Origin of the sequence: Pseudoroseomonas cervicalis (assembly GCF_030818485.1) — a bacterium.
GTDB classification, from domain to species: Bacteria; Pseudomonadota; Alphaproteobacteria; order Acetobacterales; family Acetobacteraceae; genus Pseudoroseomonas; species Pseudoroseomonas cervicalis_A.
Genome location: NZ_JAUTAJ010000004.1, coordinates 2,991,760 through 3,006,881, shown reverse-complemented (window position 1 = coordinate 3,006,881; position 15,122 = coordinate 2,991,760). Strand labels below are relative to the sequence as shown.

At 70.8% G+C, this 15,122-nt stretch carries 15 protein-coding genes; 14 read left to right on the top strand and 1 reads right to left on the bottom strand.

The annotated features are described in order from the left end of the window. Nucleotides 1-44 precede the first annotated feature (44 nt). From dapB to rpsO, 13 genes are all read left to right on the top strand, one after another. A complete protein-coding gene (gene dapB / locus QE401_RS18010; protein ID WP_307139509.1) occupies nucleotides 45-785 on the top strand; it encodes a 4-hydroxy-tetrahydrodipicolinate reductase in 741 nt (246 codons plus the stop codon). A gap of 160 nt (nucleotides 786-945) precedes the next feature. Beyond that, on the top strand, nucleotides 946-2,133 hold the full coding sequence (metK, locus tag QE401_RS18005; protein WP_307139508.1) for a methionine adenosyltransferase: 1,188 nt from the start codon (nucleotides 946-948) through the stop codon (nucleotides 2,131-2,133). Nucleotides 2,134-2,303: 170 nt separating this feature from the next. Beyond that, a complete protein-coding gene (locus QE401_RS18000; protein ID WP_307139507.1) occupies nucleotides 2,304-2,996 on the top strand; it encodes a class I SAM-dependent methyltransferase in 693 nt (230 codons plus the stop codon). Nucleotides 2,997-3,043: 47 nt separating this feature from the next. Then, entirely contained in the window at nucleotides 3,044-3,712 is a 669-nt protein-coding gene (gene trmB / locus QE401_RS17995) for a tRNA (guanine(46)-N(7))-methyltransferase TrmB (RefSeq protein ID WP_307139506.1), read from the top strand. 177 nt (nucleotides 3,713-3,889) lie between these two features. Next, the gene (locus QE401_RS17990) at nucleotides 3,890-4,372 is read left to right on the top strand and encodes a hypothetical protein (RefSeq protein WP_307139505.1); all 483 of its coding nucleotides are present in this window, start codon (nucleotides 3,890-3,892) and stop codon (nucleotides 4,370-4,372) included. Between the two features lie 110 nt (nucleotides 4,373-4,482). Continuing rightward, nucleotides 4,483-5,070 (top strand): ribosome maturation factor RimP, encoded by a 588-nt coding sequence (gene rimP, locus QE401_RS17985; RefSeq protein ID WP_307139504.1) that lies wholly within the window; start codon nucleotides 4,483-4,485, stop codon nucleotides 5,068-5,070. Between the two features lie 5 nt (nucleotides 5,071-5,075). Beyond that, the gene (nusA, locus tag QE401_RS17980) at nucleotides 5,076-6,671 is read left to right on the top strand and encodes a transcription termination factor NusA (RefSeq protein WP_307139503.1); all 1,596 of its coding nucleotides are present in this window, start codon (nucleotides 5,076-5,078) and stop codon (nucleotides 6,669-6,671) included. Between the two features lie 34 nt (nucleotides 6,672-6,705). After that, nucleotides 6,706-7,341, top strand: coding sequence for an RNA-binding protein (locus QE401_RS17975; protein ID WP_307139502.1), 636 nt, complete (start codon nucleotides 6,706-6,708; stop codon nucleotides 7,339-7,341). A 60-nt stretch (nucleotides 7,342-7,401) separates the two neighbouring features. After that, nucleotides 7,402-10,170: a translation initiation factor IF-2 gene (infB, locus tag QE401_RS17970; RefSeq protein ID WP_307139501.1), complete on the top strand. Its 2,769-nt coding sequence runs from the start codon at nucleotides 7,402-7,404 to the stop codon at nucleotides 10,168-10,170. A gap of 121 nt (nucleotides 10,171-10,291) precedes the next feature. Continuing rightward, nucleotides 10,292-10,726 carry a 30S ribosome-binding factor RbfA gene (gene rbfA / locus QE401_RS17965; protein WP_307139500.1) on the top strand — a complete coding sequence of 145 codons (435 nt, stop codon included), beginning with the start codon at nucleotides 10,292-10,294 and terminating at the stop codon, nucleotides 10,724-10,726. Nucleotides 10,727-10,782: 56 nt separating this feature from the next. Then, the gene (locus tag QE401_RS17960) at nucleotides 10,783-11,136 is read left to right on the top strand and encodes an acyl-CoA thioesterase (RefSeq protein WP_271138055.1); all 354 of its coding nucleotides are present in this window, start codon (nucleotides 10,783-10,785) and stop codon (nucleotides 11,134-11,136) included. Nucleotides 11,137-11,304: 168 nt separating this feature from the next. Further along, nucleotides 11,305-12,294 carry a tRNA pseudouridine(55) synthase TruB gene (truB, locus tag QE401_RS17955; RefSeq protein ID WP_307139499.1) on the top strand — a complete coding sequence of 330 codons (990 nt, stop codon included), beginning with the start codon at nucleotides 11,305-11,307 and terminating at the stop codon, nucleotides 12,292-12,294. Nucleotides 12,295-12,307: 13 nt separating this feature from the next. Further along, a complete protein-coding gene (gene rpsO, locus QE401_RS17950; protein ID WP_040613427.1) occupies nucleotides 12,308-12,577 on the top strand; it encodes a 30S ribosomal protein S15 in 270 nt (89 codons plus the stop codon). 191 nt (nucleotides 12,578-12,768) lie between these two features. Here the strand turns inward: rpsO and lhpI are convergent, their stop codons facing one another. Further along, on the bottom strand, nucleotides 12,769-13,698 hold the full coding sequence (gene lhpI, locus QE401_RS17945; RefSeq protein WP_307139498.1) for a bifunctional Delta(1)-pyrroline-2-carboxylate/Delta(1)-piperideine-2-carboxylate reductase: 930 nt from the start codon (nucleotides 13,696-13,698) through the stop codon (nucleotides 12,769-12,771). Between the two features lie 303 nt (nucleotides 13,699-14,001). Here lhpI and QE401_RS17940 point away from each other — a divergent pair, with 303 nt between their 5' ends. Further along, the gene (locus tag QE401_RS17940) at nucleotides 14,002-15,057 is read left to right on the top strand and encodes an amino acid ABC transporter substrate-binding protein (RefSeq protein WP_373461457.1); all 1,056 of its coding nucleotides are present in this window, start codon (nucleotides 14,002-14,004) and stop codon (nucleotides 15,055-15,057) included. Nucleotides 15,058-15,122 lie beyond the last annotated feature (65 nt).

Here is a 15,122-nt window from a genome sequence, read left to right as displayed (position 1 = left end):
CTCCTCTGGTGAACATGGCGCCAGCACTCAGAGGGACAGGCATCATGGCGCTCCGCATCGGCATTGCCGGCATTTCCGGCCGCATGGGCCAGCTGCTGGCCGAGGAAGTGGCCGCCGCCGGCGCGGAGCTGGCCGGCGGCATCACCCGCGCCGGCGATGCGGCGGCGCTGTTCGCCGCCAGCGACGTGGTGATCGACTTCACCCATGCCGGCACCGCCGAGCGCCATGCGGCGCTGGCCGCCGAGCACCGCAAGCCCTTCATCCTGGGTTCCTCCGGCCTGTCGCTGGCGCAGGAGGCGGCGGTGGCCGAAGCCGCGCGGCATGTGCCGGTGGTCTATGCCGCCAATTTCTCCCCCGGCGTCGCCATGCTGCTGGCGCTGGCCGAGCGCATGTCCGCCGCCCTGCCGCCCGAGCAATACGACGCCGAGATCGTCGAGATGCATCACCGCCAGAAGGTCGACGCCCCCTCCGGCACCGCCATCGCGCTGGGCCGGGCGGTGGCGCGCGGGCGCGGCAAGACGCTGGAGGAGGTCGGCATGGAGAGCGGCCGCGACGGCCATACCGGCCCGCGCGCCACCGGCCCGATCGGCTTCGCCACGCTGCGCGGCGGCCAGGTGGTGGGCGAGCACACGCTGCTCTTCGCCGCCGGCAGCGAGCATATCGCGCTGACCCATCGCAGCTTCGACCGCCGCGTCTATGCGACGGGCGCGGTGCGCGCGGCGCATTGGGCGGCGGCGCAGGCGCCGGGGCTGTACGACATGAAGCACGTCATCGGGCTGGGCTGAGCGACGGCGCCCTGTGACCGCGGGATGACGCTGTGCTGCCCTGCCACAGAGCCGCTTGACCCCCGCCCCCGCGCTTGCGAAACAGCCCGGCCGCGATTCCGCGGGGGATAGCCAGGCCGGGGCGAGCCGGTCGCCATCGCGACAAGAGGACGATAAGGCCATGCGCGACAAGGGCGAATATCTGTTCACCTCGGAGTCCGTCTCCGAAGGCCACCCCGACAAGGTTGCCGACCGCATCAGCGACACGGTGCTGGACGCCTTCCTGGAAGCCGACCCGTATGCCCGCGTGGCCTGCGAGACGCTGGTCACCACCAACCGCATCATCCTGGCCGGCGAGACCCGCGGCCCGGCGAGCGTGACGCCCGAGCTGCTGATGCATCTCGCGCGCATGGCGGTGCACGACATCGGCTATGACCAGGAAGGCTTCTCCTGGAAGAATGCCGACATCGCCTGCCACCTGCATGCCCAGTCCGCGCATATCGCCCAGGGCGTCGACGCCTCGGGCAACAAGGACGAGGGCGCCGGCGACCAGGGTATCATGTTCGGCTATGCCTGCACCGAGACGCCCGATCTCATGCCGGCGCCGCTCTACTACGCCCATCTGATCCTGCGCCGCATCGCCGAGCGCCGCCGCGCCAACGACAAGTCGGTGCGCGGCCTGCTGCCGGACGCGAAGTCCCAGGTGACGCTGCGCTATGTCGACGGCAAGCCGGTCGGCGTCGCCTCCGTCGTCGTCTCGACCCAGCATGAGGACGGGATGACGCAGGAGCAGGTGCGCGAGCTGGTCCGCCCGATCGTCACCAGCAGCCTGCCCGAGGGCTGGAGCGTGCCGGAGGAGGAGTTCTACGTGAACCCGACCGGCACCTTCGTCATCGGCGGCCCCGATGGCGATTGCGGCCTGACGGGGCGCAAGATCATCGTCGACACCTATGGCGGCGCGGCGCCGCATGGCGGCGGCGCCTTCTCGGGCAAGGACCCGACCAAGGTCGACCGCTCGGCGGCCTATGCCTGCCGCTACCTGGCCAAGAACGTGGTCGCCGCCGGCCTGGCCGAGAAGTGCACCATCCAGGTCTCCTACGCCATCGGCGTGGCCAAGCCGCTCTCGGTCTATTTCGACCTGCACGGCACGGGGCGCGACATCGACGAGGTGAAGCTGGCCAAGGTCGTCAACGACATGGTCAACCTCTCCCCGCGCGGCATCCGCGAGCACCTGCACCTGAACCGCGCCATCTACGCGCCGACCTCGGCCTATGGCCATTTCGGCCGCACGCCGGACCTGGAGAAGGGCACCTTCACCTGGGAGAAGACCGACCTGGCCGCCGAGCTGAAGCGCGCCTTCGGTCGCTGAGCCGACCCGCGGCGGGGGAGGCCCCCTCCCCCGCCGCCCCCCGCCCGCCCCTCCGGCGGGCGGATGCCGCCACGCGGCGGCGACACCCGGAATGATCCGTCCTACACTCCGCCCGCGCCGGGCCGTGCCGAAGGCCGACCGCCCCCGGCCGCGAGGGAGCCTGTGACCGCATGGATGACGCCGCCCCCAGCCGGACCGAGACCGCCGCCCCGGATTCGCCCGCGGGCGAGGCGCCGCGCGCCGCCGATCCGGTGCCGCCGCGCATCGACCGCAGCGTCTATCGCCAGACCTTCGAGGAGATCTATGCCGGCCCGGGCTGGGGCGGCACCTCCGGCCCCGGCTCGGCGCCGCTGGCCAATCTCGACTACCGGATGTTCCTGGAGCGCTTCATCGCCCGCAACAACATCCGCAGCATCGTCGATGTCGGCTGCGGCGACTGGCAGTTCTCCCGCTACGTCAATTTCGGCGCGGCCAGCTATCTTGGCATCGATGTGGTGCCGCATCTGATCGAGCGGAACCAGGCGGCCTATGGCTCGGAGAAGGTGCGCTTCGCCCTGGCGCCCGAGGACCCGGCGAAGCTGCCCAAGGCCGACCTGCTGCTGATGAAGGACGTGCTGCAGCACCTGCCGGATGACGAGATCCGCTATTACCGCTTCCGCGTGGTGCCGCGCTTCCGCTTCGCCTTGCTGACCAATTCGGTCAGCAAGGTGAACATGCGGCCGAAGCACAACACCGACATCGCGCCGGGCCGCTTCCGCACCATCGACCTCCGCGCCGAGCCCTACAAGTTCAAGGGCGCCTATGTCTCGGAATACTGGTCCGAGGCCTGGGAGCGCATCCAGACATTGCTGGTGATCAATTGACCCAAACGCCTGAGACCGCGCCCCCGATCCCGCCGGGCGCGCCCGCCGTGCCCGACCGCCTCTATGGCCGCCGCCGCGGCCATCCGCTGCGCCAGCGCCAGCAGACCCTGCTGGACGTCACCCTGCCGCGCCTGGCGCTCGACCCCGCCGACCCGCTGGGCAGCTTCCCGGTGCGGCCGCGCGAGCTGTGGCTGGAGGTGGGCTTCGGCGGCGGCGAGCACGCGCTGGAGCAGATCGCCCGGCACCCCGAGGCCGGGCTGATCGCGGCCGAGGTGTTCGAGAACGGCATCTGCTCCCTGCTGACGCGGCTGGTGCCGGAGGGCGGCGAGGCCAGCGCGCCGCTGCCGCCCAATCTGCTTCTGTGGACCGAGGATGCGCGCCGCCTGCTGCGCGCCCTGCCGGAGGGCAGCCTGTCGCGGCTGTTCCTGATGTTCCCCGACCCCTGGCCGAAGGCGCGCCACGCCAAGCGCCGCTTCGTCCATCCCAGCATTCTTCCGGTTCTGCAGCGGGCGATCCGCCCGGGCGGCGAATGGCGCATCGCGACCGACGACCCGACCTACCAGGATTGGGTGGCCGAGGTGATGGGCGCGCAGGACATGTTCGAGCGTGTCGCGCTGGAGGAGCAGCGCCCCGAGGGCTGGCCGCCCACGCGCTACGAGGCGAAGGCGCTGCGCGAGGGCCGGCACCCCCGCTACTGGATCTGGCGCCGCCGCTGAGCGGCGCCGGCTTGGCCGGCCAAGTCCTTCTGCTTCTTTTTCTTCAGGAAAAGTAAGGACTTGCCCGTGTTTGCCACGCTGACGCCGTAGCGCCGCGGTCACAGGCTTCACGGCCTTTTCGCGGCGGCGCACAATCGGCTTGACGGGGCGGCGGGGATCACGGGAACGTGCTCTCCCATGGATGCAACCTTTCCCGCCCCGACATTCCAGGAGGCCGGCCAGCGCGGGCCGGAGGCTCTGGCGGCCGAGCGCGGTGGGACGCTGCCCTGGTGCGGCCCCGCCGCCATCGCCCTGGCGGCGCATTGCTCCTATGCCCGGGCCTGCGCCCTGCTGCGCCAGGTGGCGCCGCAGCGCTACCCCTCGGGCGAGATCGTCACCGCCTATTGGCGCGACGTGGTGGCGGCGCTGGGCGAGGCCGGCCTGCGGGCCACCCCCCTTCCCCTGGCCACGCCGCGCCCGACGCTGATCGGGCTGGCGCGCCGGCACGGGCTGGCGCCGGGGCTGTATCTGGTGCGCGTCACCGGGCATTTCCTGCTGCTGCGCCATCATGGCTTCGGCCTGGCCGAGGTGCATGACAACAAGCTGGCCGGCGCCGTGCTGTCGCCGCGCACGCATGGGCTGTGCCGCGTCACCCATCTGGCGCGGCTGGAGCCGGGCTGAGCCGGCGCCGCCGCCGCATTTCCTTGTGTCGGCGACACGGCAGGACTATATGGCGGACAGACACATCTTCGCTGCATAGCCAGGGGGGTGGCCTTAACGGGCCGCCTTTTTTGTTTTTGGAAGACGATCTGCCACAGAATGAGGGCCTCGAGGCCCGCATCGCTGCTGCCATCCAGCCCACGCTGACCGCGATGGGCTATGAGATCGTGCGCGTGCAGATCCATGGCAAGCAGACCCCCACCGTCCAGGTCATGGCCGACCGCGCCGATGGCGCGCCGATCGGCGTCGCCGATTGCGAATCGATCAGCCATGCCGTGGGCGCCGTGCTCGACGTGGACGACCCGTTCAGCGGGGAGTGGAATCTCGAGGTCTCCTCCCCCGGCATCGACCGGCCGCTGACCCGCACCAAGGACTGGCTGCGCTTCGCCGGCCATCTGGCGATCGCCGAGATGAGCATTCCCTTCGAAGGGCGGCGCCGCTTCCGCGGCACCATCCTCGGCGCCGACGAGGCGAGCGTGCGGCTGCGGCTGGAGGAGGGCACCGAATACGCGCTCCCCCGGCACGACATCCGCCGCGCCAAGCTGGTGCTGACCGACGAGTTGATCGCCGCCACGGCGGCGGATGCCGCACGCGCCCGGGGCGAGGACGCCCCGGACGATGATGCCGACGCCGCATCGCCCTACGCCAAGAGGAACTGAGCATCATGGCCGCCGACGTCGCCATTGCCCGCCCGGAACTGCTGCAGGTCGCCGAGGCCGTTGCCCGCGAGAAGATGATCGAGCGCGACGAGGTGCTCGAGGCGATGGAGCAGGCCATCCAGAAGGCCGGCCGCGCCAAGTACGGGCATGAGAAGGACATCCGCGCCGTCATCGACCGCCGCTCCGGCGAGGTGAAGCTGTCGCGCTGGACCGAGGTGGTCGAGGCCGAGCCGGTCGAGAACGAGGCGACGCAGATCCCGCATCGCATCGCGCAGAAGATCCGCCCCGGCATCGCGGTGGGCGAGTTCATCGTCGACCCGCTGCCGCCGATCGATTTCGGCCGCATCGCCGCGCAGACCGCCAAGCAGGTGATCGTGCAGCGGGTGCGCGAGGTCGAGCGCTCCAAGCAGTTCAATGAGTACAAGGACCGCGTGGGCGAGATCGTCAATGGCGTGGTCAAGCGTACCGAGTACGGCAACCTGATGGTCGATCTCGGCCGCGCGGAAGCCCTGCTGCGCCGCGACGAGACCATCCCGCGCGAGGCCTTCCGCAATGGCGACCGCGTGCGCGCCTATATCTACGACGTGCGCGAGGAGCCGCGCGGCCCGCAGATCTTCCTCAGCCGCACCCATCCGGGCTTCCTGGCCAAGCTCTTCGCGCAGGAAGTGCCGGAGATCTATGACGGCATCATCGAGATCAAGGCGGTGGCGCGCGATCCCGGCAGCCGCGCCAAGATGGCGGTGATCAGCCGCGACAGCTCGATCGACCCGGTCGGCGCCTGCGTCGGCATGCGCGGCTCCCGCGTCCAGGCGGTGGTGGCCGAGCTGCAGGGCGAGAAGATCGACATCATCCCCTGGTCGGCCGACAACCCGACCTTCGTGGTGAACGCCCTGGCGCCCGCCGAGGTGTCCAAGGTGGTGATGGACGATGACAGCAAGCGGGTTGAAGTCGTCGTCCCCGATGACCAACTCTCGCTGGCGATCGGGCGCCGCGGCCAGAATGTCCGCCTCGCCTCCCAGCTGACGCGCTGGGACATCGACATCCTCACCGAGGCCGAGGAATCGGAGCGCCGCCAGGAGGAGTTCCGCAAGCGCACCGGCCTGTTCGTCGAGGCGCTGGACGTCGACGACGTCATCGCCGGCCTGCTGGTGACCGAGGGCTTCGGCTCCATCGAGGAGCTGATCGAGGTCCCGGACGAGGATCTGGCCGAGATCGAGGGCTTCGACGAGAACGTCGCCGCCGAGCTGAAGCGCCGCTCGCAGGCCTTCCTCGACCGCCGCGACCAGGAGCTGGACGAGAAGCGCCAGGCGCTGGGCGTCGAGGATGCGGTGGCCGAGGCCGGCGGCTTCAGCCCCGCCATGCTGGTGACGCTGGGCGAGAAGGGCGTGAAGACGCTCGACGACCTGGCCGATCTGGCGGCCGACGAGCTGATCGAGATCCTCGGCCCCGAGGCGGTCGACGAGGACACGGCGAACGCCATCATCATGGCCGCCCGCGAGCACTGGTTCGCCCAGGAAGGCAACCAGGAGGGCGGCGAGGGCGAGGCCCAGAGCGCGGCGGAGACGCCGGACGCGACCGGGGAGAAGGACGACGAGCAGTAACAGCGAGACGCGGCACGAGGCCCTGGCGGCGGCGGTGGACGACACCGCCCCCGGCCTGGAGCATGATTCGGGCGAGCCGGAGCCGGAGCTGAAAGGCCCGCTCCGCCGCTGCATCGTGACCCGCGAGACCCTGCCGAAAGAGGCCATGCTGCGTTTCGTGCTGGGTCCGGGCCGCGAATTGGTGCCGGATCTGGCCGGGCGCCTGCCCGGCCGGGGAATGTGGTTGAGCGCGCGGGCCGATGTGCTAGAACGCGCGCTGAGCCGGGGCGCCTTTCACAGGGCGGCCCGCGGCCAGGTGCAATTGCCCCCAGACCTTCGCGCCCGGATCGAGATTGGCCTCAAGGGTCGCATCCGCGACCAGCTGGGGCTTGCGCGCCGGGCCGGTCAGGCGGTGAGCGGATTCCAGCAGGTGCGCGAATGGCTGCAGGCCGGTCGGGCCGCGGTGCTGGTCGAGGCAAGCGACGGCAGCCTGTCCGAGCGGGACAGGCTGGCCGGGCGTCGTGGCACCCCCATGGTGGCGGTGCTGTCGGCGGCGGAATTGGGTGCGGTATTCGGAAGGGACCATGCGGTGCACGTAGCGATAGCCCCCGGACGGATTGCCGACATGTTGGTGCAGGAGGCGGGCCGTCTGGCCGCTGTCTCCGGTATCGCGAGCGGAGCGGGGACGTGAGCCCGGCAACGGCTCGCGATAGGATTGATGGCACAAGACGGATCGGGTTCAGGCGAACGAATGAGCGACCAGAATGAGCAGGACGCGGCGAAGAGCAGGCTGAGCCTTCGGCCGGGCGGCCGCCTCGAGCTTGGCAAGACCGAGGCTGCTGGCACGGTGCGCCAGTCCTTCAGCCATGGTCGCGGCAAGACCGTGCAGGTTGAAGTGGTGAAGAAGCGCGCGGGTGGCCCCCCGGCGGCGGCGACCGGCGCCAAGCCGGCGGCCGGCCCGCAGGCGGCGGGCCCGCGCCCGGCCGGTGGCCCGCAGCGCGCCAGCGGCCCGGTGAATCGCGGCGGCAGCGGCTCCTCCACCGGCCGGCCGCTGACCCAGGCCGAGCAGGCGAACCGCCTGCGCGTGCTGGAGGAGATGCGCCGCCAGGAGGCCCAGCGCCAGCGCGAGGAGCGCGAGCGCCAGGCCCTGCAGCTGCGCAGCGCCGCCGAGGAGGCCGCGCGCAAGGCCGAGGAAGACCGCCGCGCCGCCGAGGACGCCGCCCGCCAGGCGGAAGAGGATGCGCGCCGCAAGGTCGAGGAAGAGGCCGCCCGCAAGGCCGAGGAGGCGGTGCGCAAGACCGCCCCGCAGCCGGCGGCCGCCGCCCCGGCCCCGTCCGGCCAGCGCCCGCTGGCCCCGGCGCCGCGCCCGATCGGCAATTTCAGCGGCGGTCCGCGCCCGATCGCCGGCCCCGGCGCCCGTGGCCCGGTGCGCCCCGGCGCGGCCCCCGCCGCTGCCGCCCCGGCGGCGGCGCCCGGCGCCGCGCGGCTGACGCTGCGTGGCCGCGAGGGTGAGGAAGAGGATCGCCGTGGCCCGGCGCGCCGCCCCGGCCTGCCGGCCGCGGCCGCCAAGAAGCCCGCCGCCGCCCCGGCCAAGAAGCCGGGCCCGGGCCTCGACCGCCGCCGCGATGGCCGCATCGACGTGGCCGCCGCGATCGAGGGCGAGGATGAGCGCAGCCGCTCCATGGCCTCCGTCCGCCGCGCCCGCGAGCGTGAGCGGCGGCAGCAGGAGCTGCAGCGCCTGCGCTCGGACGGCGTGAAGGTGGTGCGCGACGTGGTGGTGCCGGAAGCCATCACCGTGCAGGAGCTCGCCAACCGCATGGCCGCCCGTGGCGGCGAGGTGGTGAAGGCGCTGTTCCGCATGGGCGTGATGGCGACGCTGACCCAGACCATCGACGCCGACACGGCGGAGCTGGTGGTCAACGAGTTCGGCCACCGCGTGAAGCGCGTGTCGGAATCGGATGTCGAGCAGGGCCTGGTGGGCACCGTCGACGCCGAGGACGCGCTGCTGCCGCGCCCGCCGGTCGTGACCATCATGGGCCATGTCGACCACGGCAAGACCAGCCTGCTGGACGCGCTGCGCAAGACCGATGTGGCGGCGCGCGAGGCCGGTGGCATCACCCAGCATATCGGCGCCTATCAGGTGACGCTGGCGGACGGGCAGAAGGTCACCTTCCTCGACACGCCGGGCCACGAGGCCTTCACCGCCATGCGCGCCCGCGGTGCGAGCGTGACCGACATGGTGGTGCTGGTGGTGGCCGCCGATGACGGCGTGATGCCGCAGACGATCGAGGCCATCAACCACGCCAAGGCGGCCGGCGTGCCGCTGATCGTGGCGGTCAACAAGATCGACAAGCCGGGCGTCAACCTCGACCGCGTGCGGCAGGAGCTGCTGCAGCACGAGATCGTGGTGGAGAGCCTGGGCGGCGACACCATGGAGATCCAGGTCTCCGCGCTGAAGGGCACCAATCTCGACAAGCTGCTGGAGGCGATCCTGCTGCAGGCCGAGGTGCTGGACCTGCGCGCCAACCCCGACCGCGCCGCTGAGGGTGCCGTCATCGAGTCCAAGCTGGACAAGGGTCGTGGCCCGGTGGCCACCATCCTGGTGCAGAAGGGCACGCTGCGGCAGGGCGACATGGTGGTGGTCGGCGCCGAGTGGGGCCGCGTGCGCGCCATGCTCGACGACAAGGGCCGCCAGCTGAAGGAGGCCGGCCCCAGCCTGCCGGTCGAGATCCTCGGCCTGTCGGGCGTGCCGACCGCCGGCGAGACCTTCGTGGCCGTGGAGAATGAGGGCCGCGCCCGCGAGATCTCCGAGTACCGCCAGCGCGTCGCCCGCGACAAGCAGGCGGCCGCCGCCGGCGCCGCCCGCGGCACGCTGGCCGACATGATGGCCCGCGTCGCCGCCGGCGCGCAGAAGGAGGTGGCCGTCGTCGTCAAGGCCGATGTGCAGGGCTCGGCCGAGGCGCTCGGCGTGACGCTGAACAAGCTGTCGCGCGACGAGGTCAAGGTGCGGGTGCTGCATTCGGCGGTCGGCCAGATCACCGAGAGCGACATCCAGCTGGCCAAGGCGTCCAACGCCGTGGTCGTCGCCTTCAACGTCCGCGCCACCACCCAGGCGCGGGAGATGGCGAACCGCGACGGCGTCGACATCCGCTACTACTCCATCATCTACCAGGTGGCGGATGATGTGGAGGCGATGGTCCGCGGCAAGCTGGCCCCGGTGCAGCGCGAGAAGTTCCTCGGCTACGCGCAGATCCTCGAGGTGTTCGAGGTCAAGCGCGTCGGCAAGATCGCGGGCTGCCGCGTCACCGAGGGTGTGGTCAAGCGCGGCTGCGGCGTCCGCCTGCTGCGCGATGGCGTCGTCATCCACCAGGGCGAGCTGGCCACGCTGCGTCGCTTCAAGGATGACGTGAAGGAAGTCGCCAACGGCTACGAGTGCGGCATGTCCTTCGCCAATTACGACGACATCCGCATCGGCGACCAGATCGAGTGCTACGAGACCGAGACCGTCGCCGCGGTCTGACCGGAACCGGCCCGGGGGAGCGATCCCCCGGGCCGCCTTGCCTTCGCCCGCCCGCCCCAGCCGGCGCGGCCCCCGCGCCGCCCGACCGGGGCGGCCCGGCGCTGCTGTGAAGAGATCCCCCATGGCCAAGAAACCTGCCACCGCCGGCGCCCCCAGCCAGCGCATGCTCCGCGTCGCGGAGGAGGTGCGCCATGCGCTCTCGGCCGTGTTCATGCGCGGCGAGTTCCATGATCCCGACCTGTCGGGCCGGCACATCACGGTCACCGAGGTCCGCGCCTCCCCCGACCTGAAGCACATGACCTGCTTCGTCGCCGCCCTCGGCCGGCCGGTGACCAAGGAGGAGCTGCAGGGGCTGCGCCGCGTGCAGCCCTTCCTACGTACCCAGGTGGCGCGCGCGGTGCGGCTGAAATTCGCCCCCGAGATGCATTTCCAGCCCGACACCGCGCTGGATTATGCGATGAAGATCGATGCGGTGATGCGCCGGCCGGAGGTCCAGCAGGACCTTGCCCCCCGCCCGGCAAGCGACGGCGCGCCGCAGGAGGACGAGACTCCGTGACGAATGCCGAGGCGGCGCCGGATCCGGCGCCGTTGGCGCCGCCCGATACGGCGCCGATGATCCGCACCATCGCCATGCCGGCCGACACCAACCCCGCCGGCGACATCTTCGGCGGCTGGCTGATGGCGCAGATGGACCTGGCGGCGGGCAATGCCGCCGTCCGCCGCGCCCGCGGCCGCTGCGCCACCGTCGCGGTGGAGGCGATGACCTTCCACTCCCCGGTGCGGGTCGGCGACGAGGTCAGCCTCTATGCCGAGGTGATCGCGACCGGCCGCACCTCGCTGCGCATCCGCGTGCAGGCCTGGCGGCGCGAGCGCGAGAGCGAGCACACCAACCGGGTGACCGAGGCGGTCTTCACCTTCGTGGCGCTCGACGCCACCGGCCGCCCGCGCCCGGTGCCGTCGGTCTAGGACCAGACGTCGGCCAGGGGGGCTCTGCCCCCCTGGACCCCCGGCCGGGGGGATAGTATCCCCCCGGACCCCGCCTTCAGATGGGAAGTCCAGAAACCTCAGGTTTCTGGCGGGAGAGCGCGAGAGGGCAGAGCCCTCTCGCCGACACTTCAGTGACGCAGGAATTTCATGGCACGCCCGCACCGCAAGCCGAAGGGCCGTCCGCTGGATGGCTGGCTGATCGTCGACAAGCCCTCCGGCATCGGCTCCACCGATGTGGTGAACAAGCTGAAGCGCGCCTTCAATGCGCAGAAGGTCGGGCATGGCGGCACGCTGGACCCGCTGGCGACCGGCGTGCTGCCGATCGCCTTTGGCGCGGCGACCAAGATGGTGCCCTACGTCATGGATGGCACCAAGACCTACCGCTTCACCCTGCGGTTCGGCGAGGCGCGCGACACCGACGACGCCGAGGGCCAGGTCATCGAGACCAGCGATGTCCGCCCGACCGACGAGCAGCTGCGCGCCGCCCTGCCCGCCTTCATCGGCGACATCATGCAGGTGCCGCCGATCTTCTCGGCCATCAAGATCAATGGCGCCCGCGCCTATGACCTGGCGCGCGACGGGCAGATTCCCGAGATGGCGCCGCGCCCCGCGCGCGTCGACAAATTCGAGCTGGAATCCCGCCCCGATGCCGACACGGCGGTGTTCACCGTGCAGTCGGGCAAGGGTGTCTATATGCGCAGCCTGGCGCGCGACATCGCGCGCGCGGCCGGCGCGGTCGGGCATATCGCCGTGCTGCGCCGCATGCGGGTCGGCCCCTTCCTCGAAGAGAACGCGATTCCGCTGGACAAGCTGGTGGGAATGGAGGATACGCCGCCTCCTTCCCCGGACCTTCTGTTGCCCGTGACGACCGCGCTGGCCGACATCCCGGCTCTGGCCGTCACGGAAGCGGAGGCCGCACGCCTGTCCCATGGGCAGACCCTTTCCGTGGTCGACTTCATGGGGCGGATACCCGGCGACGCCAGCCCCGATGGTGGGCTTGTGCGGGCAATGGCGGGGGAGCGCCTGAAGGGACTGGTCCGACTGGACTCTGGCCGCGTGCGGCCGGAGCGCTGGCTCAGCCCGGGCGACAACACCCTCCTTCCCGTCCAGGCGCTGCCGGATGGGGAGACTGACTGAAAGGCACATGCCGATGTCGATGAACACCGAAGCCCGCGCGAAGATCATCGCCGAATACGCCACCAAGCCCGGCGACACCGGCAGCCCGGAAGTGCAGGTCGCCCTGCTGTCCGACCGCATCTCGCAGCTGACCGAGCACCTGAAGGCCCACCCGAAGGATTTCCACAGCCGTCGTGGCCTGCTGGTCCTGGTCGGCCAGCGCCGCGGCCTGCTGGACTATGTGAAGCGCAAGAACCAGGCCCGCTACCAGAGCCTGATCGAGCGCCTCGGCCTGCGTCGCTGATCGCGGCACGACCGGACGAAAAGGGGGGGAGACCGGAAGGTCTCCCCCTTTTTTATTGTTTTCAGTTTTTCGTTCTTTTTTGAAAAAAAGAACCAAAAAACTTCTGTCAGTTTGGCATCCCGCCTCAGGCCATAAGCGGGACGCCAACTGGAAAAGTCTTTTTGCTTCTTTTTCTTCAGAAAAAGAAGATCTTAGCTCTCATACGCCAGCACCGCCGCCGCCAGATCCTCCCCCGCCCAGCCGACCGACTTGAACAGGGTGATCTCCTCGGCCGAGGCGCGGCCCGGATGCGTGCCGCGGCACAGCTCGAACAGATCGGCCTGGATATGCGCCTCGGTGATAGCGCCCTCGGCGATGGCCTGGACGATGTCGCCGGCCTCGGCCAGCGCGCCGGGGCGGGTGTCGACGAACAGGCGCGACCGCGCCACCAGCGCCGAGTCGCTTTCCCGCATGTCGGGGCGGAAGGCGCCGACCAGGTCGAGATGCGTGCCCGGCTGCACAAGCGCCGCATCGATCAGCGGCACGGTGGAGAGCGTGGCGGCGGAGATGATGTCGGCGCCGCGCGGATCCGCCTCGGCCACGGCGCGCGCCGGCAGGCCCCGCGCCGCCAGCGCCGCGGCCAGCTTCGCGGCGCTGCTGGCGCGGCGCGACCAGATGCGGATTTCCTCCAGCGGGAAGCGTTCCGCATAGGCCTCGGCCAGGGCGTGGGCGACCTTGCCGCTGCCCAGCAGCAGCAGCACCCGGCTCTCGGGGCGCGCCAGATAGGTCGCGGCCAGCACGCTGGTGGCGGCGGTGCGCCGGTCGGTCAGCGTGCCGCCATCCAGGATGGCCAGCGGCTGGCCGGATTCGCCATGCGACAGCAGATACACCGAGTGGACGGCCTGGATTTCAGAATTTTTTGCGTTGGACGGCGTCACATGCACAATTTTCACGCCGGTATAGCGATGTGCCTGCCAAGCGGGCATCAGCAGCAGGGAGCCCTCGGCTGCCTCATTCTGCGGCAGCGGGTGGCGATGCCGCAGCGGGGCCGCGCAACCCTCGCGGAACATGGCCTGCAAGGCCGCGCCGAGCGCGGGCCAGGGCAGGCGGGCGGTGGTTTCGTCGCGGTCCAGCAGGCGCATGGGGACGGGTCTTCTCCTGGCAGTGCTGCCGCCATCCTAGGCAGTGCGCGGTCCAACGGAAGCCGTGACCGGTTGCATTTCGTGGCACGCCACTTGCTTCTTTCCCGGCCGCCATCCTCGTCAACATGCGAAGATGGCATGCCACGATTGCGTCATTCCTTCCGCACGGCTAACGGGCGAAGTGGGCAGGGACCGGTGCGCGAAGGCGCGTTGATCCAGCCCCGACCTTTGGCGCAGCATCGCCAGGTCGCGGGAGGAGCCGCCGGCACCAGCCGGGGGCCGGAAAAGATTGGGAGAGAGTTTATGAAGCCCATGCGGCTTGCCACCCTTCGTGCGCTCGGCGCGGCTGTCATGGTCGGGGCGCTGGCGCTGCCGGCCGCGGCCCAGCAGCCCGCCCCGCAGCAGCAGAATGCGGCGGCCACCCTGGACGCCATCCGGGCGCGCGGCACGCTGAGCTGCGGCGTCAACACGGGCCTCGCCGGCTTCGCCCAGCCGGACAGCCAGGGCCGCTGGACCGGCTTCGACGTCGAGTATTGCCGCGCCCTGGCCGTCGCCCTGTTCAACGACGCCAGCAAGGTGCGCTACGTGCCGACCACGGCGCAGAACCGCTTCACCGCGCTGCAGTCCGGCGAGATCGACGTGCTGCCGCGCAACACGACGGCGACCCTCTCGCGCGACACCTCGCTCGGCCTCGATTTCCCGGCCATCAACTTCTATGACGGCCAGGGCTTCATGGTAAAGGCCAGCCTGGGCGTGAAGTCGGCCAAGGAGCTGGATGGCGCCACGGTCTGCGTGCAGCCCGGCACCACCACCGAGCAGAACCTGACCGACTGGTTCCGCGCCAACAACATCCGCTTCACCCCGGTGATCATCGAGCGGCTGGAGGAGCTGGTCTCCGCCTATGTCGCCGGCCGCTGCGACGCCTACACCACCGACGTCTCCGGCCTGGCCGCCACCCGCTCCGCCCAGCCCAACCCGGGCGAGCACCTGATCCTGCCGGAAGTGATCAGCAAGGAGCCGCTGGGCCTGGCCGTGCGCCATGGCGACCAGCGCTGGGCCGACCTGGTCCGCTGGACCCACTACGCCCTGCTGGCCGCCGAGGAGTTCGGCATCACCGCCGCCAATGTCGAGAAGGCCGCCGCCGAGGACCAGCGCCCCGAGGTGCAGCGCCTGCTGGGCAAGACCGGCGGCCTGGGCCAGATGCTCGGCGTCGACAATGCCTGGGCGGTGCGCATCATCAAGGCCACCGGCAATTATGGCGAGATGTTCGAGCGTCACCTGACGCCGCTCGGCATCCAGCGCGGCCCGAACGCGCAGTGGACCCAGGGCGGGCTGCAATACGCCCAGCCCTTCCGGTAAGCTTTCGCCGGACCTGACCGGCGGGATCGGCCTGGCCGTCCCGCCGGATCGCTTCAGCGGGCCCG